Consider the following 18638-nt stretch of genomic DNA (forward strand, 5'->3'; position numbering starts at 1 on the left):
CGCAGGTCAGAAGCCTCACCGTCGAACTCGCCTCGCCGTTCCTGGCAGAGACACCACAACACCATCATGCTCCGCGCCTTTGCCCATGGAGGTGTACGCCGACAAGCGTGGTCAGCGGGCTTGTTCGGCTCTGGCTCGGGTCTGGGCACGACGGTAGGAGTCGGTGCCGGCCTCGATGATGTTGCCGGCGAAGGTGAGCCGGTCGACGATCGCGGCCCAGAGGCGCGGGTCGGTAAAGGTGCGGGTCCAGCCGGAGAAGGACTCGTTGCTGGCAATGGCGAGACTGTTCTTCTCTTCGCGTTCGGTGAGGACCTGGAAGACTGGTCTCTCCATCGACGAGATCGCCAAGCTGTGCGGCCATGCCAGCACCACCGTGACCGAGATCGTCTACCGCCACCAGATCCGGCCTGTCATTCAGACTGGCACGCTGGCCATGGACCGAATCTTCGACGGCAGGGATGCTAGCCCTGCAACATGTCACTCAGAAGCTCACAAAGGCCCTCTCGGATCATCCGAAAGGGCCTTTGACTTGGGTGGAGATGAGGGGATTCGAACCCCTGACCCCTTCGATGCGAACGAAGTGCGCTACCGGACTGCGCTACATCCCCAAGGACTCGACCAGATTAGCAAACTCCCAGGGGTCCTCGCGCCACCCTTTCAGTCCCCCACCGCTCGCCTGGGCGGTTCGGCGTACTGGTCGAAGAGAACGTCGACATGCATGGCGGCCAGGTCGATGACCTCGGCCTCCACCTCCGCCGCCGCCCGGCGCCGCTCGCGCGCCCGGCGTTGCCGCTCGGCGCGCGCCTGAAGGGCCCTCTGGCGGCGCTCCCGATCCACCTGTACGGCAATCCGCAGAAAAGCCATATACCCCAGCATGACCACCACAGAGGGCGCTACGCCCCACCACGGGATCATCTCGACCGCCGCGGTGACCACCGAGGCCAGCACCAGCAACGCGGTGAAGAACAACAGCCTCCGGCGGCGCGCTACGATGATCGCTCTGCGCCGCAGCCGGAATTGCCGGACATCGACCTTCTCGACCTCGGAAGCGTCCTCGTCGCCGTCGGCGGCGTCGAGGTTGTCCAGGTCGGGCAGCGCGTGCTCGCCCGTGTAGTGCTCTTCGAGCTCGGCCAGCTCCTGGAGGTTCGTCTTGTCCCGCCGCAACCACATCGGAATCAGGACGCACAGCCACATCACGACGATGGCGACATAGAGGAAGGCGCTGCTCACGACCACCTCCGGACAGCACGAAAGCGCGTACGTGCTCGTCGCGCCTTCATTGTGCTCACGTCACGCACCGTAAGACCGTGTGTCACTGATTGACGAGCATTCGGTGCGGTGTGTCGCGAGATCGTCAAACCTCTTCGACTGGAGATCCGCCGTGAGCGGCCGACTCACGGGCGCGCCGCCACTGTACGAGCAGGCCGCCGGGGACGTCCTCGACGGTCAGCGCGTAGCAGATGTGGTCACGCCAGGCCCCGTCGATGTGGAGTTGGCGACGCCGAATGCCCTCTTCCCTGAACCCGAGCTTCTCCACCACCCTACGGCTGGCCTGGTTCTCAGGACGGATGTTCGCTTCTAGCCGATGCAATCCGGTGGTGAAAAAGCAATGATCGACGGCCAGGGCGAGTGCGGTGGGGATGATGGCCCGCCCGGCCAGCGCGCCGTCCACCCAGTAACCGACCTGGGCAGAACGGGCAGACCCCCACACGATGGCCCCCACGGTCAGCTGCCCCGCGAACCGGCCGTCGTAGGTGACCACCCACGGCAGCGCCAGCCCCTGTCTCGCCTCGCGGCGCAGGGTGCCCACCATGGAGATGTACGGCCCGAGGCCCGTTCTGAACAGCGGGGTCTCGGGGTTGCTCGGTTCCCAGGGACGCAGCCAGTCGGCGTTGCGCAACCTGGTCTCGCGCCAAACGCGTACGTCGCTCAGCCGCAGCGGCCGGAGGCCTACCGGGCCTTCGTTCAGGGTCGCCGGCCAGCCACGAAGTCGATCCACACCTCTCATCATCCCCCTATCGGGCTCGATGTCGCCACGGATCTCGATCGGCAGAACGAAACCCTGGTCAGCGAGGGTGATCGCCGCCCCTGATCTGCTCGACCGCGTGCCGCAGGACGGGAGCGAGCACGGCCACCCCATCCCGGACGCCACCGGACGAGCCGGGCAGGTTCACGATCAGCGTGTCCCCCGCCTGGCCGGCCAGCCCTCGGGACAGAACCGACGTAGGCACCTTGTCGCGATTAGCCAGGCGAATGGCCTCCGCTATGCCAGGAATTTCCCTGGTGATCACTCGGGCGGTCATCTCCGGCGTCAGGTCGAGGGGGGTGAGCCCGGTGCCGCCGGTGGTCACGATCACGTCGTAACCCTGCGCGACGCCGTCCCGCAACGCCGCTTCGACCGCCTCGCCGTCGGGCACCACCAGGGGGCCCGAGACCTCGCAGCCGGCGTCGGACGCCAGCAGTTCCACCAGCAACGGCCCCGATTTATCGGCATAAATCCCAGCGGAAGCGCGGTTCGACACGGTCACCACAAGTGCCCGGATCACGTGGCTTCCCGGGTCCACAGACCGGTCTTCCCGCCCACCTTCTCCTCCACCCGGATGTCGGTGATCACAGCGGCCGGATCGACCGCCTTCACCATGTCGACCAGCGCCAGCGCGGCCACGGAGACGGCGGTCAGCGCCTCCATCTCCACCCCGGTACGGTCGGCCGTCTTCGTCCGGCAGGTGATCGCCACCCCCCAGTCCTCGACGTCGAGCACGACCTTCACGCCGTGCAACGCGATCGGGTGGCAGAGCGGGACCAGGTCGGGCGTACGCTTCGCCCCCATGATCCCGGCGATCCGCGCCACCCCCAGCGCGTCGCCCTTGGGCACCTCGCCGGACCGCAGCAGCGCCACGACCTCGGCCGACAACAACACCCGTCCGGTCGCCGTCGCCGTACGGGCCGAGACGTCCTTGGCCGAGACGTCGACCATGCGCGCCGCGCCGGTCTCGTCGATGTGCGTGAGTTCGCTCACAGCCGGATCACCTCCACGCTCGACCCACCGGGGACCTCGGTCACGTCCTCGGGCACCACGATCAGCGCGTTCGCCGAGGCCAGGGCGGCGAGCTGGTGGGAGCCCTGTCCGTGGACCGGCGAGACCGTGCCGTCGGAGGCCAGCACGCCGCGCAGGTACGAGCGCCTGCCCGCGGGCGAGCGCAGCGACCCGGTGACGTAGGCGGTCACCGTGCGTGACGTGTCGGTCGGCAGGCCGCGCATCTTGTCGAGCGCGGGACGTACGAACAGCATGAACGACACGAAGGAGGACACCGGGTTGCCCGGCAGGGCGAAGATCGGCACCCGGTCGTCGCCCAGCACGCCGAAGCCCTGGGGCATGCCGGGCTGCATCGCGACCTTCTCGAACCTGACCGTGCCGAGCGGCGCCAGCGCCTCCTTGACGGGCTCGTACGCCCCCATGGAGACCCCGCCGCTGGTGATGATCGCGTCGGCGCGCATCAGGTGGGTGTCGAGCTGGTCGAGCAGTACGGCGGGATCGTCGCCGACGGACCCCGCGCGGAACCCCTCGGCGCCGGCCTCGCGCACCGCGGCCGTCAGGGTGTAGCTGTTGGAGTCCCAGATCTGCCCGCGGGCCAGCGGCGCCCCAGGCTCGACCAGCTCGGCGCCGGTCGAGATGACGACGACACGCGGCTGCGGACGCACCCAGACGCGCCGCCGCCCCACACCGGCGATGATCCCGAGCTGGGCCGGTCCGATCACCGTGCCGGCCTTGAGCACCACCTCGCCCGCCTGGACGTCTTCACCTGCCCGGCGAATCGCGTTACCCACCGGCACATCACGATTTATCTGGACGGAGACCGTGCCCCCATCCGTCCACTCCACCGGGACGACGGAGTCCGCCCCGGCGGGCATGGGCGCCCCGGTCATGATCCGTACGGAATGCCCCGGGCCCACGGCCCGCAGCTCGTCGGAGCCGGCGGCCACGTCGTCGATCACCGGCAGGGTGCCCGGGACGTCCTCGGCCCTGACCGCGTAGCCGTCCATCGCGGAGTTGTCGAAGGGCGGCAGCGGCACCGGCGAGGACACGTCCTCGGCCAGCGTCGTGCCGAGCGCCCGCTCAAGCTCCAGCTCCAGCGGCGCGAGCGGACGCACAGTGGCCAGGATGTCGGCCAGATGCGCGTCAACCGATCTCATCGAGGAACTCCCGTAGCCATGGGACGAACTCCGGCGCGAGATCCTCACGATCCGCGGCGAACTTCACGACCGTCCGCAGATAGTCGAGCTTGTCGCCGGTGTCGTACCGCCGCCCGCGGAACAGCACGCCGTGGACCGGCCCGCCCTCCTCGGTACCGCGGCCGGCCAGCGTGCGCAGCGCGTCGGTGAGCTGGATCTCGTTGCCGCGCCCCGGCGGCGTGCTCTCCAGAACCTCGAAAACGGCGGGATCGAGCACGTATCGCCCGATGACTGCCCATGTGGACGGCGCCTCGTCCACCGGCGGCTTCTCCACCAGGTCGGTCACGCGCACGACGTCGTCCTCGACGGTGCCGGCGATGGTGGCGACGCCGTAGAGCGAGACCTGCTCCCTGGGCACCTCCATCAGCGCGACCACACTGCCCCCGAACGTGTCACGGACCTCGATCATGCGCTTGAGCAGGGCGTCGCGATAGTCGATCAGGTCGTCACCGAGCAGGCACGCGAACGGGTGGTCGCCGACGTGCTGCTTGGCGCACAGCACCGCGTGCCCCAGCCCCTTCGGCTCACCCTGCCGCACGTAGTGCAGCGTGGCGAGCGAGGCGGGCTCGCGGACCTGGGACAACCGTTGCTCGTCGCCCTTGGCCTCCAGGGCCTCTTCCAGCTCGAACGCGCGGTCGAAGTGGTCTTCGATGGACCGCTTGTTCTTGCCGGTGACCATGAGGACGTCGAGGAGCCCGGCGGAGGCCGCCTCCTCGACGACATACTGGATCGCGGGCTTGTCGACGATGGGCAACATCTCCTTGGGTGTCGCCTTGGTCGCCGGGAGGAACCGGGTGCCCAGACCCGCGGCGGGCACGACGGCTTTCGTCACAGGGTCGAAGTCAGCCATGAGTAGACCCTAGTGGAGGTACCTGTGGACAAGCTGAACCTGCGTCGCCAACTACTCGCGGCGCGTACCGCTCTGTCCCCCGAACAACTGCGGGCAAACGCCACCAAAGTCCGCGAGGCGCTGCTCGAACAGCCGTGGGTCCAGATGGCCGGTCTGGTGGCCTGCTACTGGTCGGCGGGGTCGGAGCCGGAGACGCACGGTCTCGTGTTCGCTCTCTGGAAACATGGCGCGACGGTGATCCTTCCGGTGCTCAAAGAGGACAATGATCTGGATTGGGCGGTCTATGACGGCCCGGACACACTCGCCCCTGGCCGCTTCGGCATCATGGAACCCGTCGACACCCGCCGCGGCGTCGACGCCGTCCGCACGGCCGCGCTGGTGATCGTGCCCGCCCTCGCGGTCGACCGGACCTCGGGGGTGCGCCTCGGACGCGGCGGCGGTTCGTACGACCGCGCGCTGGCCAGGGTGGGGCCGAACGTCCCCACGGTGGCCCTGCTGCACGGCGGCGAGCTGATCGACGGTGTGCCGGCCGAACCGCACGACCTCCGGGTCCGTTTTGCGATGACGCCCGAGGGACTCACTAGGCTTATGTGACCGAAGAGACGGGAGGGAGCCGGATGACGCTTGATGTCTGGCTCCTGATCGGTGCCGGGATCGTCATCGCGGCCATCGCGTCCGTACGTGTCGCGCATCGCAGCGGTCTGCCCAGTCTTCTCCTCTTCCTGGGGCTCGGTCTGATTCTGGGCGCTTCGGGGTTCGGCGCGAAGCTCGAAAGCCCGCAGGCCGTCCAGCAGATCGGCCTGACCGCGCTGGCGGTGATCCTGGCCGAGGGCGGTCTGACCACGACCTGGTCGCACATCCGCAAATCGGTGCCGCTCGCCCTGATCCTGGCCACCGTGGGCGTGACGGTCAGCATCGTGGTCGTAGCGCTGGCCGTCCAGGGGCTGCTCGGCATGGATCCGACCGCGGCGCTGGTCCTGGGCGCCGTCCTGGCCTCGACGGACGCGGCCGCCGTCTTCTCCGTGTTGCGACGATTGCCGCTCCCGACCCGGTTGGCGGGCGTACTGGAGGCCGAGTCCGGGTTCAACGACGCGCCCACGGTCATCGCCGTCGTCCTGCTCAGCGGGGCCTCGCAACGGCCGGCGTCCGTGGGAACGTTCCTGCTCGAAACCGCGATCGAGCTGGTCATCGGCGCGGCCGTGGGCCTGGCGGTCGGCCCGGCGGGCGCGTACGCGCTGCGCCGCGTCGCGCTCCCGGCCTCGGGCCTCTACCCGATCGCCGTGCTCGCCCTCACCTTCGTCTCGTACGGCGGCGCGGTGCTGCTCCACGGCTCGGGATTCCTGGCCGTCTACCTGACAGCCCTCATCCTCGGCAACTCGCGCCTGCCGCACCGGGCCGCGACCAGGGGGTTCGCGGAGGGCGCGGCCTGGCTGGCGCAGATCGGGCTCTTCGTCATGCTGGGCCTCCTGGCCACGCCCAAAGAGCTGCCGTCGGCCATCGTGCCGGGCGTGATCGCCGGGTCCGTGCTGGTGATGGTGGCCCGCCCGCTGTCGGTGCTGGCCAGCTCCACGGTGGCCCGGGTGTTGCGGCTGGACCGGGTGAGCTGGCGGGATCAGGCGTTCCTGTCGTGGGCCGGACTGCGCGGCGCGATCCCCATCGTGCTGGCGACCATCCCGTGGGCGTCCGGCGTGGAGGGGTCGAAGGAGATCTTCAATCAGGTCTTCGTGATCGTGATCGTCTTCACGCTGCTGCAGGGGCCGACGCTGCCGTACGCCGCCCGGGTGCTCGGGGTTGGCGCGCCTGGCGAGGCGCACGACCTGGAGGTGGAGTCCGCGCCCTTGGAGGAGCTCAAGGCGGACCTGTTGCAGGTCAAGGTGCCCGTCGGGTCGCTCCTGCACGGCGTGGAGATCTTCGAGCTCCGCCTGCCCGCCGGAGCCGCCGTCACGCTGGTGGTCCGCGACGGCAGATCGTTCGTCCCGGACAACAGCACCCGCGTCCGCGCCGACGACCAGTTGCTGCTGGTCACCACGGCTGCCTGCCGTGACCAGGTCGAACGCCGCCTGCGCGCCGTGAGCCGCAGCGGCAAGCTGGCCGGTTGGTACGGCGAGCGGGGGTTGGAATAGGTGTTTGGCCCAATCGGTTAGCATTAGCAGTCGCATCGCTCGAGTGCCAGAACGTGTAAGGAGGAGCGCGTGCCGACCTACCAGTACGCCTGCAACGACTGCGGTGAGCAGCTCGAAGTCGTGCAGAAGTTCACCGACGATGCGCTGACGGTGTGCCCCAACTGCCAGGGCAACCTGCGGAAGGTGTTCTCCGCCGTCGGCATCGTGTTCAAGGGTTCGGGCTTCTACCGCACGGACAACCGTTCGTCCTCGACCTCCGCCTCTTCGACCACCCCGTCGAAGTCGGCCGAGAGCAAGTCGAGCGAGAGCAAGTCGAGTGAGTCCTCGTCGTCGTCCACCCCGGCGCCGGCGCCCGCTGCGGCTTCCAACTAGGCACGTCACCCCGCCCGCACGGGCGGGGACTTCACGGAGGCCGGTCGGCGTACGCGCCGAGCAGTTCCGGCGCGACGCGATCGACGAGCCGTTTCAGTTGTGGATCGGGACCCCAGTCGGCCACCAGCCTGCTCAGCCCCTCGCGTGAGCAGCGCACCAGCCCCAGGGCCGCCCGGTCCCCCTTCGGCGTGAGCCGCAGCCGCTCGCCGTCCTCAGAACGCTCCACCAGCCCCTCGTCCACCAGCCGGTCGACGTGGGGCTTTCCGCGTGCTCTGCTGACCTTGGCACGCTCGGCCAGCTCACCGGCCCCGACCCAGCCCTTGCCGTTGAGCCTGGCGAGCACCCACACGCCTTGTGGCGGGATGCCGCTCAGCCCGGCCAGCGCGCCGAGCCGTTCGTAGTAGCCCTTGCGCAGGTCGGCGTCGGCGAGCCGCATGAGCCCGCGCTCGACCTCCGCCAGCGACGACCGTTCGGTGGCCGTGGCGCCCAGCCCCTCGCCCAGGTCGGATGCCTTGGTGGTCTCCCTGAGCCGCGTCTGCGGGATGAACCAGCTCAGCGCGAACGCCCCCAGCATCACCGGCGCCGACACCCGGAAGACGGTGGCGATCGCGTCGGCGTACACATGGAGGAACTGAGCGGTCAGCGCGGGCGGCAGCCGCCGGATGACGGTCGGGTCCCGCTGAACCTGGGCCGGGTCGAACCCCGGCGGCAGCCGGACCCTGGCGAGCACCTGGCGCAGGTCGTCGTTGAGCGTGCCGGTGAACACCGACCCCAGCGTGGCGACCCCGAACGCCCCTCCGATCGAACGGAAGAACGTCGCCCCGGACGTGGCCACACCCAGGTCCTTGAAGTCGACGGCGTTCTGCACGACGACCACCAGCACCTGCATGGTCATCCCCAGCCCGATGCCGAGCACCAGCAGGCACGCGCCCATGGCGAGCAGGCTGCTGTGCTCGGTGAGCCCGGACAGCAGGAACAGCCCGACCGTCGCCACGGCCGTGCCCACGATGGGCAGGAACCGGTACTTCCCGGTCTTGGAGATGATCAGCCCGCTGTTGACCGACATGGCGAGCATCCCGACCATCATCGGCAGCAGGTGCACCCCGGACAACGTCGAGCTCACCCCGTGCACGACCTGCAGGAACAGCGGCAGGTACGTGAGCGCCCCGAACATCGCGAACCCCACCACGAACCCCACAGCGGACGACATCGCGAACGCCCGCACCCCGAACAGCTCCAGGGGCAGCACCGGCTCGGCGGCCCGCCGCTCGACCGCGATCCACGCCACGACCAGCCCAGCCGCGGCCAGCGCCAGGCCGACGATGACCGGGCTCGCCCAGGGATAGGTGGTGCCGCCCCAGGTCGCGATGAGCACCAGGCACGAGGTCGCGCTGCCCAGCAGCACCACCCCCGCGTAGTCGATGCGATGTCTGGTGCCGGTGTCGTCGCGCGGCAGCGCGGACGCGATCACGACCAGCGCGATCGCGCCCAGGGGCAGGTTGATGTAGAACACCCAGTGCCAGGACAGATGGTCGACGAACAGCCCGCCGAGCAGCGGCCCGACGATGCTGCTGACGGCGAAGACGGCACCGAAGAAGCCCTGGTAGCGCCCGCGTTCGCGGGCCGAGACCACGTCGCCCACGATCGCCTGGGTGAGCACCATCAGCCCGCCGCCGCCCAGCCCCTGGAGCGACCGGAAGCCGATCAGCTCCCCCATGTTCCGGCTCAGCCCGCACAGGGCCGATCCGAGGAGGAAGATGATGATCGCGGCGATGAAGAGCCTTTTGCGGCCGTACTGGTCGCCCAGTTTGCCCCACAGCGGCGTGGAGACGGTCGAGGCGAGCATGTAGCCGGTCACGACCCATGAGAGCTGCTCCAGCCCGCCGAGGTCGCTCACGATCGTCGGCAGGGCCGTGGAGACGATGGTCTGGTCGAGCGAGGCCAGCAGCAGACCGAGCATCAGCGCGATGATGATGAGGCCGAGCCCTTTCTGCCGCATGCAGCGATCCTACTCTTCGTACTGGTGTGCGTACGCTCCGCGTTCGAGTTATCCACAGAACGGCGTTCGGCGTTCTCGTGGCCTCCGGCCGCCCGGCTAATCTCGGCGCCATGGTCACTCGCGCAGACATCGGCGTCCTCGGCGGTTCGGGCTTCTACTCCCTCCTCGACGACGCGGAGGAGATCCAGCTCTCCACCCCGTACGGGCCCCCCAGCGACGTCGTCACCGTCGGCCGCATCGGCTCGCGTTCGGTGGCGTTCATCCCCCGCCACGGCCGGGACCACCGCTTCCCGCCCCACCGCATCCCCTACCGCGCCAACCTGTGGGCGCTGCGCTCGCTCGGCGTGCGCCAGGTGCTCGCCCCGAGCGCCGTGGGTTCACTCAAGCTGGCGTACGGTCCGGGCGCCATCGTCGTGCCCGACCAGATCGTCGACCGCACCTCGGGCCGGCCGCAGACGTACTACGACGACCCGGGGGCCGTCCACGTCTCCTTCGCCGATCCCTACTGCCCGTCGGGCAGAGCCGCCGCCGTGGCCACGGCCCGCTCCACCGGCTGGGACGACGTGGTCGACGGCGGCACTCTGGTGGTCATCGAGGGCCCCCGCTTCTCCAGCCGGGCCGAGTCCCAGTGGTTCGCGGCCAACGGCTGGTCGATCGTGGGCATGACCGGCTACCCCGAGTCGGTGCTGGCCCGCGAGCTGGCCCTGTGCTACACCTCGCTCTCCCTGGTGACCGACCACGACGCCGGGGTCGAGGCCGGCCAGGGCGTGACCCACGACGAGGTGCTGGAGTTCTTCGCCCGCAACGTCACCCGCATGCGCACACTGGTCGCCGAGACCGTCAAGGCCCTGCCCGCCGATCCCACGTGCCCCTGCGGCTCGGCCCTCGACGGCATCAAGCTGCCCTTCGAGCTGCCGTGAACAGGCAGCCCGCCTGGCTGCGCCCGTGGGCCCGGCGCCGCCGCCTGATCGCGGCGGCCCTGGCCGCGCTCGGCGTCCTGTCGGCTTTTGTCGCCATCCGTCCAGCGGCCGGTCCCGAGGTCCTCGTGGCCGCCCGCGACCTCTCCCCCGGCCCGCTGCGCCCGGGCGACCTGCGCCCGGTCCCGCTCGCCCATCCGCCCGACGGGGCCGTCCGCTCGTACGCGGCGGGCCGCTACCTCGCCGGCCCCATGCGGCGCGGCGAACCCCTGACCGACGCCCGCCTGCTCCACTCCTTGACCCTGCCGCCGGGCACGGTCGCCGCCCCGGTGCGCATCGCCGACCCCGACGCCGTCGCCCTCATCTCCCCGGGTTCCACCATCGGCGTCCTGGCGGCCTGGGAGGGCGGCCAGCCGGCCCGGCTCATCGCCGACGACATCCGGGTGATCACCGTCCCCCGGCCCGCCGACGACACGCGTACGGGCGGCGCGCTGGTGGTCCTGGCGGCCACCCCGTACCAGGCGGCGCAGCTGGCGGGCGCCCAGCTCTCGGGCCGCCTCTCCATCACCCTCAAGTTTTAACGCTGAGTAATCATTCGGCTACGATTCTCGGCCATGAACGGATTCAAGAAGTTCCTCATGCAGGGGAACGTCCTCGACCTGGCCGTGGCCGTGGTCATCGGGGCGGCCTTCAACTCGATCGTGCAGTCGTTCGTCGCCGACATCCTGACCCCGCTGATCTCGGCCTTCGGCGGCCTGCCCGACTTCTCCTCGCTGAAGGTCACCGTCGGCAGGTCCCACTTCATGTACGGCAACTTCCTCAACGCGGTGATCTCGTTCCTGATGATCGCGGCGGTGGTGTATTTCCTGGTCGTCAAGCCGTACACGCATTTCAAGGACCGTGCCGCGGCCAAGGTCGAGGCGACGACCCGCGACTGCCCCGAATGCCTGTCGGAGATCCCGAAGGCCGCCTCCCGCTGCGCCTTCTGCAGCGCCGAGGTGGTGCCGGCCTAGAGCAGTGAGTCGATCTTCGGGTCGTACTCCCAGTGCCACGGTTCGAACGGACTGCTGTAGGCCCAGGCGGGATGGAACCAGCCGTACCTCTTGGAGTTGTTCTCCATCCACACGAACTCAGCGGACCGGAACCTCTCCACCCCGCCGCACAGGTCGACAGCGAGCCCGAGGCCGTGGTTGCTGCGCCCCGGCACGGCCGCGAACCCCGGCCGCCGGTAGTAGACGGACTGCTGCTCGGCCAGGCTCCGGTAGGCGTCCGTCACGCACATCGCCTTGCCGAACCGCTTCCGGTAGGCCTCGTTGAGGCTGACGAAGGCGATCGTGGCGTCCGCCCGCAGGCTGAACCCCTTCTGCTGGAGCGGGCAGAGCATGCTCTTGGGGATGAGCCCGTTGGGGTAGCTGTTGGCCGTGGCGGCCTGGAGCGGATTGCAGCCCAGCGCCGCCCGTCCGACCTTGTCGATCTTGATGCCGAGCTTCACCAGCGCCGCGGTGAGCGACTTGACGATCTTGTCCGACCGCTGCCTGAGCGTGTCGATCTCGGCGGCCATCTGGGCCTCGGCCAGCAGGTTGCCCGCCCGCAACTCCTGCGACTCGGCGGCCAGCCGTTCGGCCTCCTTGTAGAGGGTGCTGGTCTGCTGCACGGCCTGCTGCCGTACCGCGACCATCTGGGTCGCGTCGCTGAGCGCCCGCAGCGTGCCGACCCCCGCGTCACCCGACAGGAACGGCACCACGCCGTCCGCCCCGACGGGCTGCTCGTAGAGCAGCTCGGCGAGCTCCGAGACCGGCTGCCGGATCACCGCGAGCCGCCGCTCCAGATCCTGCAGCCCGGTCAGCTTGGCCTTGAGTTCCTTCTCAGAGGCCGCGATCGTGGCACGCCGCTTCTCCAGGGCCTTGGTGGCGTCCTCAAGCTCCTTGGCCGATCGTTCGGCCTCCTTGCGCAGCTCCGACAGGTTCGTCGGATCCCGCCGTTCCACCTGGGTTCGCGTCTGCTGAGTTCCCGCGTGCGCCTGCGCCGCTGATGGCACGAAGAGGGAAGCCATCGCCATGACGACCGCGATCAGACCCGCTGATCGAGGGGATGGCACGTTCGACTCCTCCGTTTGCACACTCGTTACCCGGGTCAGGCACGCACGTTACTACAGCCCCCAGAGTGTCCGGACCGAACTCCGAAGAGCTGCTATGAGACAAAAAGCGCACTATGTACGGCTCCCCCCTCACCACCAGCCACGTCCCTCTCCCCTCCGCCCCCGAACGGCCCTGCACCTTCGCAGCTCCACCCCACCTCGGGCCTGTTCCGCAGGGCCGTGGGACCTGCGCCGGAGCGGATCCAGGCACCGCCCGAGCCTTCACCGGCGGCTTCGACGTACACGTCCCTGTCGGCACACCGACGGCCATCCCACCGGCTTCTCAACCGACCTGTCGACCTGAAGCTCCATCGATCCGGCCGGCCTCGACGCGCTTCCCTCTACCGCTTTGTGCGGCATCCTGCTGCCATTCTTACGAGGCATTGCGCCTACCGCGCGGCCTACCTCATCCATGCCCGTACACGGACGCCGCGGGCCGGATCTCCCACGGGGCCTCCATACCGTTGACGCTTGCTCAGGGTCACCGTCGGCAGCGCCACGGCCACCTGGTCCTCGACCGTCCAGACGACACCGATGTCGGCACATCTCTCCGCTTCCCGGCCGGACCTACCGTCGCCTGCAGCACCCCACGTTCGCCCCCACGGCGATCTCTACCGTTCCAGAACGCCCCAAGCACCTCCGCGCGGGCCCTACATCTCCATTCAGACCATCTCGCCTGCTGGCCGGAGCCTTACTGACCCTGACGGAGGAACTGCCTGAAGCACGGAGAATCCCGCCGTCCCGCGACAAGGACGCCAAGACGCATCCCACCGCCCAGCCCTCCCCACAGAAGAGGAGAGGACCCTGCCCTGCCGCCGGCCTCGCCTGCCAGCGGCCTCACAACCGGGGCAACCAGCCATCGCCCGTCTCCCGAACCACTTCCTCGCGTTCCCGGCACAGGTCCCACAGCCAGGTGTCCTCCCATTCACCCGCACACCCGGCCGAGGGCGGCGGAGGCTGCGCAGGCGTGTACAGCTCATCCTCAGCCACAGGAACCGGATCAGGCTCAGGCTCGGGCGCCTCCGGCCGCACCTCCGGTGTCTCCGACGTGTTGGAGACCGTCCGTACACGCGCCGGAACCACCCCTTCGTACCGCCGATCAGGATGCGCGGGCGCAGGCAGCAGAACCGGCTCGAACGCCAGCCACACCGCCCTCCTCCCCTCCATCCCCACCGGCGCCCCAACCGCCTCGAACCCCCGCATCTCCCCCGCCAGCAGTCCGCCGGCAAGAATCGCAGGAGCCAGCAACGCCCCGAACAACACGACGGGCCGCCTACGAGCTTGAGTGGATCGCCTCCTGGTCACAGGCAGACGCTATCCATGCACGAAGCGCAAGAATCTGACCGCTTGTCATGCCTTTACCGCAGCTCAGAGCACCCATAACCAACCTCACCAAACTCACCCCGGCCCGGAGGTCCACGCACTGTCCAACTTTCGCTAGGCTTACGAGAGTCCGCCTCCGTAGCTCAGGGGATAGAGCACCGCTCTCCTAAAGCGGGTGCCGCAGGTTCGAATCCTGCCGGGGGCACTCACCTAGATCGGTATTTATGGCCACTGACCTGCGGTTTCACAACCGCAGGTCTTTTGTTTTGTGGACCTTGATAGGCAGTCGACGGTGTCCGCGTGCAGCCGTAAGACCATGATCAGGGGATATGCTCGGGATGATCTTGAAGGCGTTTCCCCAGTTCAGGCCCCAATTTGCCGCCATCTCGACCTCCGGTACCCGCTACAACCGCCCGGACACTGGACCAACGCCACGGATGATCGTGCCAAATACCTGCCTAACCCCTACTGGATGTGCAGCTCACTCGCCGAGCACGCGTCCCCACGCCGGGGACAACCGTGGCCACCAGAGCCCAGCTGGCTGCGATCAGCCCATATGAGAGCCACGGTGTTCACTCCTGCGGCGTGAACACCAACGCTCCTCGCTCGCCAGAGGAGACTCACCGCAATCTCGACGCTGCCCCGGCAGGTCTGGCTCTCCCTTAGTTCCGGCTCGGTCGAAGGGCGCGTCAACCGCTCGCGTCATCTGTGGACTCTGATGCCAAGCCGGGCCACGCTGGCCCACGGCTTGTCGGCAGATATCGACTGGCTGGTTCCGTGATGAACCTGAACGATCGCTATCGTGATGGGCATCTCCGGCTTCGAGCCAACCTTTCTCGTCGGGCTCGAAGCCATCTGCGAGGAACATGGACCTGGCCTGGCCGCGCTTGGTGGCCGGCGTCTGACGGGGTTCGCGCTCGTGCGCTTCGTCGAGGACGGGGACTGGTTCGCCGACTGCCCCGTCATCCTGCACTTCGACGGCATCCAGGCGGAGATCTGCCACTGGAAGCTCGATGAGCTATCGATCGGCTGGAACACCATCGACACCACGGCCGCGATCAGCGGCTGGGAATACCTTGAGCAGATGCCAGCCTGGTCCGACACCGACGAGCGCCTCCAGCCGTTCGTCGGCCAGGAACTCCGCGAGGTTGCTCTGCTTGAGTGGTGGCCATCATCACGTCACGACCTGGCGGACGGCACCCTCGCTGTGGAGTTCATCTTCGACACCGGTCGTTTCCACATCGCCAACGCTCTTGATGAGAACAGCATCGATATCGGCGAAGCTCATGCGAATTTCGTGCGACATCGGCTGGGCCGGTGCACGCAACCCAACTAGAGATCAGCCTCCAGTTGATCTCCTTGATCGGTAACGGGGCACCTCAGCCGGGGCGCTGATCTGCCAGGACGGAAGCCAGCGACGGTGGGAACGTCGGCGAACCGGCCGAGCAGCCGTTCCACGGCTGCCTTGCCGTTGCAAACCGCGGGTCGGCCTCGCCCTGCCGCGCCGGCGCGACGCCGACCGAGCGCGTTGAAGAAGCGCTCACGGGATCTGTCCGGCAGGCGCAACCCGTACGCCTTCAACGGCCTCACCCCAGGACCACCGATCCAGCCAGAATCGTCGACCTGAAGGTACGCCGACGAGACCGGCTCGGCGGAGCCCTCCACGAATACTCACATGCCGCTTGAGCTGCGTAGATGACGTTTTCGGCAGGCGCAATGTGCCAAGAACTGCAGGTCACCGTATGAATCGAGCATTCGAGCCCTACACCGGATCGGGGCACCTTGACCAGGGCCGCGAGCGGCCGGCAAGGTGAGCGGCCAGTAAATGGATGGCGGACCATGACGGCCTGTCCATACACTCGGCCTCATGTCTGTGCCCCGAATTTCCTAGCCAGGACACCCGGTTCCACGCCACCCGTGTGTCCTCTAGCAAATCCGGAGTGCAGTCCCATGCTTACCCTACGTGGCGTCGATGTCCGTGCGGGCGCCCATCTCCTGCTGTCCGGCGTCACCGCCCACGTCGCCCCCGGCGACCGCGTCGGCCTGGTCGGCCGTAACGGCGCCGGCAAAACGACCCTCTTGAAGACCCTTGCCGGAGTGCTCCCGCCTGCGGCCGGCGAGATCGTCCGTACCGGCCCCGTCGGCTACCTGCCGCAGGACCCGGCCGCCGCCGACCCGGCCGTCACCGTCCTCGACCGTGTCCTGTCCGTCCGCGGCCTCGACCAGGCGGTCCGCGACCTGCGGGCCGCCGAGTCCGACCTGGCCGAGCGCGGCGACGAGCGGGCCATGGCCCGCTACGTCCGGGTTGAGGCCGAGTTCCAGGCCCGCGGCGGGTATGCGGCTGAGGGCGAGGCCGCCCGCGTCGCCGCCGGGCTCGGCCTGCCCGACCGGGTGCTGAACCGGCCGGTGGGCGACTTGTCAGGCGGGCAGCGCCGCCGCGTGGAACTTGCCCGGGTGCTGTTCGCCGAGCCCGGCGTCCTGCTGCTCGACGAGCCGACGAACCATCTCGACGGCGACTCCATAGCCTGGCTGCGCTCTTTCCTGGCCGGGCATTCCGGAGGCCTGGTCCTCATCACCCATGACACCGGACTGCTGGCCGACGTGGTCAACCGCGTCTGGCACGTTGAGCATGGCGCCCTGGAGACGCGCAACACCGGCTGGCACGCCTACCTCGCCGACCGCGAGGCCGACGACCGTCGCAGGACGCGCCTGCGGTTCACCGCAGAGCGCAAGGCCGCAGCGCTTCATGCCCAGGCCGGCCGCATGCGCTCCAACGTGGCCACTGCGACCCGGGCCAGGGACATGGCCCGGCGCGCGGACCGCATGCTCGCCCAGACTCCCCCGCCCCGCGTCGCCGAGAAGGTCGCCCGCATCCGGCTGCCCGAGCCCGCGCCCAGCGGCCGCACGCCACTCGGCGCAATCAGCCTGGCCAAGTCGTACGGCGGGCGGCCGGTGCTGGCGGGGGTGGACCTGGCCGTCGACCGGGGCAGCCGGCTCGTGGTCCTGGGGCTCAACGGCGCGGGCAAGACCACGCTGCTCAGGCTGCTGGCCGGGTACGAGCGGCCCGACTCGGGACGGGTCGTGCACGGACACGGGCTGCGGCTGGGCTACTTCGCCCAGGAGCACGACACGCTCGACCCAGCGCACACGGTCGGGCGGCACCTGGCCAGCGCCGCCCCGCACCTGAGCGACGGCGAGGCCCGGACGGTGCTGGGGTCGTTCTTGTTCAGCGGCGACGACGTGGACAAGCCCGTCCGGGTGCTGTCGGGCGGGGAGAAGACCCGGCTGGCGCTGGCCGGGCTGGTCAGCTCCCAGGCCAACGTACTGCTGCTGGACGAGCCGACCAACAACCTCGACCCGGCCTCCAAGGCCGAAGTGCTGGCGGCAGTGGCCGCGTACCGGGGCGCCGTAGTGATGGTCACGCACGACCAGGAGGCCGTCGCAGCGCTTCGGCCGGACCGAGTGCTGCTGCTGCCCGACGGGGTCGAAGACCTGTGGAACGACGGCTACGCCGATTTGATCGCCCTGGCCTGATCACGCCGGCTCCTCGGTCACGGTTTCGATCGCCATCCTAGGCACCTCGGCTGTGAAGGCGCCGTCCCGCCAGTACGCGAGCGGGCGGGGCGGCGGTTTCCTGTGGGTGCCGAATATTGTGCCTCCTCATGCGACCTGGGCGTACTCCATGCAGGAGGCCGCCGAGCTGGTCTCGACGGGTGACCTTGATGTCGGCGTCGACTGGATCGGGCAGCGCCCGCAGCCAGCCCGCAAGAGAGCCACTGCGTCGCTCCTCTTGGGTTGAACGCCAACTGCAGGCCCAGATTGACAATAGGAAGCAGCAGATCAAGGGCATAGATCGCGGCGTTTGATTATGTTCGCGACAACGGACCGCGTTTGCTCGCCAGCTTCGACCGCGATCTTGGGCCTGGAGTCGGGTCCGTTGTTTGTGAGAGCTGACCGCACTCACCGGCCCGAGGTCATCCGCACCGAGGAGGGGCGGGCGGCGGCGCAGTGTCGGCGGCCATCCGGATCTGGCCGCTGGCGGCAATGAAGAAGGCGCTATGACCATCACAGAGTGTGACCAGATTGGCTAGCCGACGCGCTGCCACACTGCCCCGATCGCCGAATCCGGCGTCGGTTGAGGCGCAGACCCCTGATGTTGGTCCCCGAGCGCGGATCCGCAGTTATGGGCGGCGGGCGGCGCTGACGATCAGCTTTGGGTAGTGCGGGGATCCCGCTGGACGGGGATCTCAGTCGATCGGCTCGCGATGCACCCACTCGACGAGATCGTCGGACGCGAGCGCCCGCACGCGCGCGGCGTACCGGGCGAGGTCGGCGTCGTCGAGAAGGTCGCGCCACTGGCCGCTCGTGCCGCGGCTGAAGAACGCGGCGGGATCGATCCAGTGCTCCGGACCGCCGGCGGGGACGGTCGTGTCGGCCCTGCTGCGCATCGACTCGAACGTCGCCGCCTGGACCAGGCGGGGCCATCGATGCTCGTCGACGTCGATGCCGAGGCGCGCGGCCATCTGCCGCATCTGCCCCTCCAGGTCGGCCTTTAGGTCGTCGTAGTGCAAGTACACGACGTCGAGATCGTCGGCGGCGTCCCGGAACGTCTGCAGGTGCTCTACAGTGCGCCGCAGCGACGACCCGACCTGCGTCGATGGCGTCTCGTCGTCGACCCACTGCC

The 18638-nt window shown here is 68.9% G+C and carries 18 protein-coding genes and 2 tRNA genes; 9 read left to right on the forward strand and 11 right to left on the reverse strand.

What is annotated here, in order from left to right; all coding sequences use genetic code 11:
* Positions 1–111: 111 nt before the first annotated feature.
* From IEZ27_RS46075 to galU, 8 genes are all read right to left on the reverse strand, one after another.
* Positions 112–372 carry an ATP-binding protein gene (locus IEZ27_RS46075; protein WP_379478705.1) on the reverse strand — a complete coding sequence of 87 codons (261 nt, stop codon included), beginning with the start codon at positions 370–372 and terminating at the stop codon, positions 112–114.
* Positions 373–534: 162 nt separating this feature from the next.
* Positions 535–608: transfer RNA gene (locus IEZ27_RS46080), tRNA-Ala, on the reverse strand.
* Between the two features lie 49 nt (positions 609–657).
* Entirely contained in the window at positions 658–1230 is a 573-nt protein-coding gene (sepX, locus tag IEZ27_RS46085) for a divisome protein SepX/GlpR (protein WP_189653035.1), read from the reverse strand.
* 124 nt (positions 1231–1354) lie between these two features.
* The gene (locus tag IEZ27_RS46090; protein ID WP_185844799.1) at positions 1355–2008 is read right to left on the reverse strand and encodes a GNAT family N-acetyltransferase; all 654 of its coding nucleotides are present in this window, start codon (positions 2006–2008) and stop codon (positions 1355–1357) included.
* A gap of 58 nt (positions 2009–2066) precedes the next feature.
* Entirely contained in the window at positions 2067–2546 is a 480-nt protein-coding gene (locus IEZ27_RS46095) for a MogA/MoaB family molybdenum cofactor biosynthesis protein (protein ID WP_229824954.1), read from the reverse strand.
* Entirely contained in the window at positions 2543–3019 is a 477-nt protein-coding gene (gene moaC, locus IEZ27_RS46100; protein WP_125636521.1) for a cyclic pyranopterin monophosphate synthase MoaC, read from the reverse strand. Before moaC ends, IEZ27_RS46095 begins: the two co-directional genes overlap by 4 nt.
* Complete coding sequence (gene glp, locus IEZ27_RS46105; RefSeq protein ID WP_189653036.1) at positions 3016–4194, reverse strand: molybdotransferase-like divisome protein Glp; 1179 nt, start codon at positions 4192–4194, stop codon at positions 3016–3018. Before glp ends, moaC begins: the two co-directional genes overlap by 4 nt.
* Complete coding sequence (galU, locus tag IEZ27_RS46110; protein WP_125636519.1) at positions 4181–5083, reverse strand: UTP--glucose-1-phosphate uridylyltransferase GalU; 903 nt, start codon at positions 5081–5083, stop codon at positions 4181–4183. Before galU ends, glp begins: the two co-directional genes overlap by 14 nt.
* 24 nt (positions 5084–5107) lie before the next feature.
* Here galU and IEZ27_RS46115 point away from each other — a divergent pair, with 24 nt between their 5' ends.
* From IEZ27_RS46115 to IEZ27_RS46125, 3 genes are all read left to right on the forward strand, one after another.
* A complete protein-coding gene (locus IEZ27_RS46115; RefSeq protein ID WP_189653037.1) occupies positions 5108–5677 on the forward strand; it encodes a 5-formyltetrahydrofolate cyclo-ligase in 570 nt (189 codons plus the stop codon).
* A gap of 23 nt (positions 5678–5700) precedes the next feature.
* The gene (locus IEZ27_RS46120; RefSeq protein ID WP_189653038.1) at positions 5701–7206 is read left to right on the forward strand and encodes a potassium/proton antiporter; all 1506 of its coding nucleotides are present in this window, start codon (positions 5701–5703) and stop codon (positions 7204–7206) included.
* Positions 7207–7275: 69 nt separating this feature from the next.
* Positions 7276–7578, forward strand: coding sequence for an FmdB family zinc ribbon protein (locus tag IEZ27_RS46125; RefSeq protein ID WP_189653039.1), 303 nt, complete (start codon positions 7276–7278; stop codon positions 7576–7578).
* 31 nt (positions 7579–7609) lie between these two features.
* Here IEZ27_RS46125 and IEZ27_RS46130 read toward each other — a convergent pair whose 3' ends face one another.
* Positions 7610–9577: an MFS transporter gene (locus IEZ27_RS46130; protein ID WP_189653040.1), complete on the reverse strand. Its 1968-nt coding sequence runs from the start codon at positions 9575–9577 to the stop codon at positions 7610–7612.
* 110 nt (positions 9578–9687) lie between these two features.
* Between IEZ27_RS46130 and IEZ27_RS46135 the strand changes: the two genes are divergently transcribed.
* From IEZ27_RS46135 to mscL, 3 genes are read left to right on the forward strand one after another with little or no spacing between them, the layout of a single operon-like run.
* Positions 9688–10497 (forward strand): S-methyl-5'-thioadenosine phosphorylase, encoded by an 810-nt coding sequence (locus IEZ27_RS46135; protein WP_189653041.1) that lies wholly within the window; start codon positions 9688–9690, stop codon positions 10495–10497.
* The gene (gene cpaB / locus IEZ27_RS46140; protein ID WP_189653042.1) at positions 10494–11075 is read left to right on the forward strand and encodes a Flp pilus assembly protein CpaB; all 582 of its coding nucleotides are present in this window, start codon (positions 10494–10496) and stop codon (positions 11073–11075) included. Before IEZ27_RS46135 ends, cpaB begins: the two co-directional genes overlap by 4 nt.
* A gap of 33 nt (positions 11076–11108) precedes the next feature.
* Positions 11109–11507, forward strand: coding sequence for a large conductance mechanosensitive channel protein MscL (mscL, locus tag IEZ27_RS46145; protein ID WP_125636512.1), 399 nt, complete (start codon positions 11109–11111; stop codon positions 11505–11507).
* Here the strand turns inward: mscL and IEZ27_RS46150 are convergent.
* Positions 11504–12592, reverse strand: a complete 1089-nt coding sequence (locus IEZ27_RS46150) for a M15 family metallopeptidase (protein WP_229824955.1) — start codon at positions 12590–12592, stop codon at positions 11504–11506. The genes mscL and IEZ27_RS46150 overlap by 4 nt on opposite strands.
* A 1494-nt stretch (positions 12593–14086) precedes the next feature.
* Here IEZ27_RS46150 and IEZ27_RS46155 point away from each other — a divergent pair.
* From IEZ27_RS46155 to IEZ27_RS46165, 3 genes are all read left to right on the forward strand, one after another.
* Positions 14087–14159 (forward strand) — tRNA-Arg (locus IEZ27_RS46155).
* 597 nt (positions 14160–14756) lie between these two features.
* On the forward strand, positions 14757–15290 hold the full coding sequence (locus IEZ27_RS46160; RefSeq protein WP_229824956.1) for a hypothetical protein: 534 nt from the start codon (positions 14757–14759) through the stop codon (positions 15288–15290).
* Between the two features lie 614 nt (positions 15291–15904).
* A complete protein-coding gene (locus IEZ27_RS46165) occupies positions 15905–17488 on the forward strand; it encodes an ABC-F family ATP-binding cassette domain-containing protein (protein WP_189653043.1) in 1584 nt (527 codons plus the stop codon).
* 713 nt (positions 17489–18201) lie between these two features.
* On the opposite strand, the gene IEZ27_RS46170 is transcribed toward IEZ27_RS46165, so the two are convergent.
* Positions 18202–18638 (reverse strand): sulfotransferase domain-containing protein (locus IEZ27_RS46170; RefSeq protein ID WP_194522006.1); only part of this gene is annotated, 437 nt, incomplete at its 5' end.

The sequence above is a fragment of the Nonomuraea spiralis genome (genome assembly GCF_014648435.1).
GTDB classification, from domain to species: Bacteria; Actinomycetota; Actinomycetes; order Streptosporangiales; family Streptosporangiaceae; genus Nonomuraea; species Nonomuraea spiralis.

Coding starts and splice junctions, on each gene's coding strand:
- IEZ27_RS46165 (WP_189653043.1), top strand. CDS start 15,905: ATGCTTACCCTACGTGGCGTCGATGTCCGTGCGGGCGCCCATCTCCTG.
- IEZ27_RS46120 (WP_189653038.1), top strand. CDS start 5,701: ATGACGCTTGATGTCTGGCTCCTGATCGGTGCCGGGATCGTCATCGCG.
- galU (WP_125636519.1), bottom strand. CDS start 5,083: ATGGCTGACTTCGACCCTGTGACGAAAGCCGTCGTGCCCGCCGCGGGT.
- IEZ27_RS46090 (WP_185844799.1), bottom strand. CDS start 2,008: ATGAGAGGTGTGGATCGACTTCGTGGCTGGCCGGCGACCCTGAACGAA.
- IEZ27_RS46130 (WP_189653040.1), bottom strand. CDS start 9,577: ATGCGGCAGAAAGGGCTCGGCCTCATCATCATCGCGCTGATGCTCGGT.
- mscL (WP_125636512.1), top strand. CDS start 11,109: ATGAACGGATTCAAGAAGTTCCTCATGCAGGGGAACGTCCTCGACCTG.
- IEZ27_RS46135 (WP_189653041.1), top strand. CDS start 9,688: ATGGTCACTCGCGCAGACATCGGCGTCCTCGGCGGTTCGGGCTTCTAC.
- glp (WP_189653036.1), bottom strand. CDS start 4,194: ATGAGATCGGTTGACGCGCATCTGGCCGACATCCTGGCCACTGTGCGT.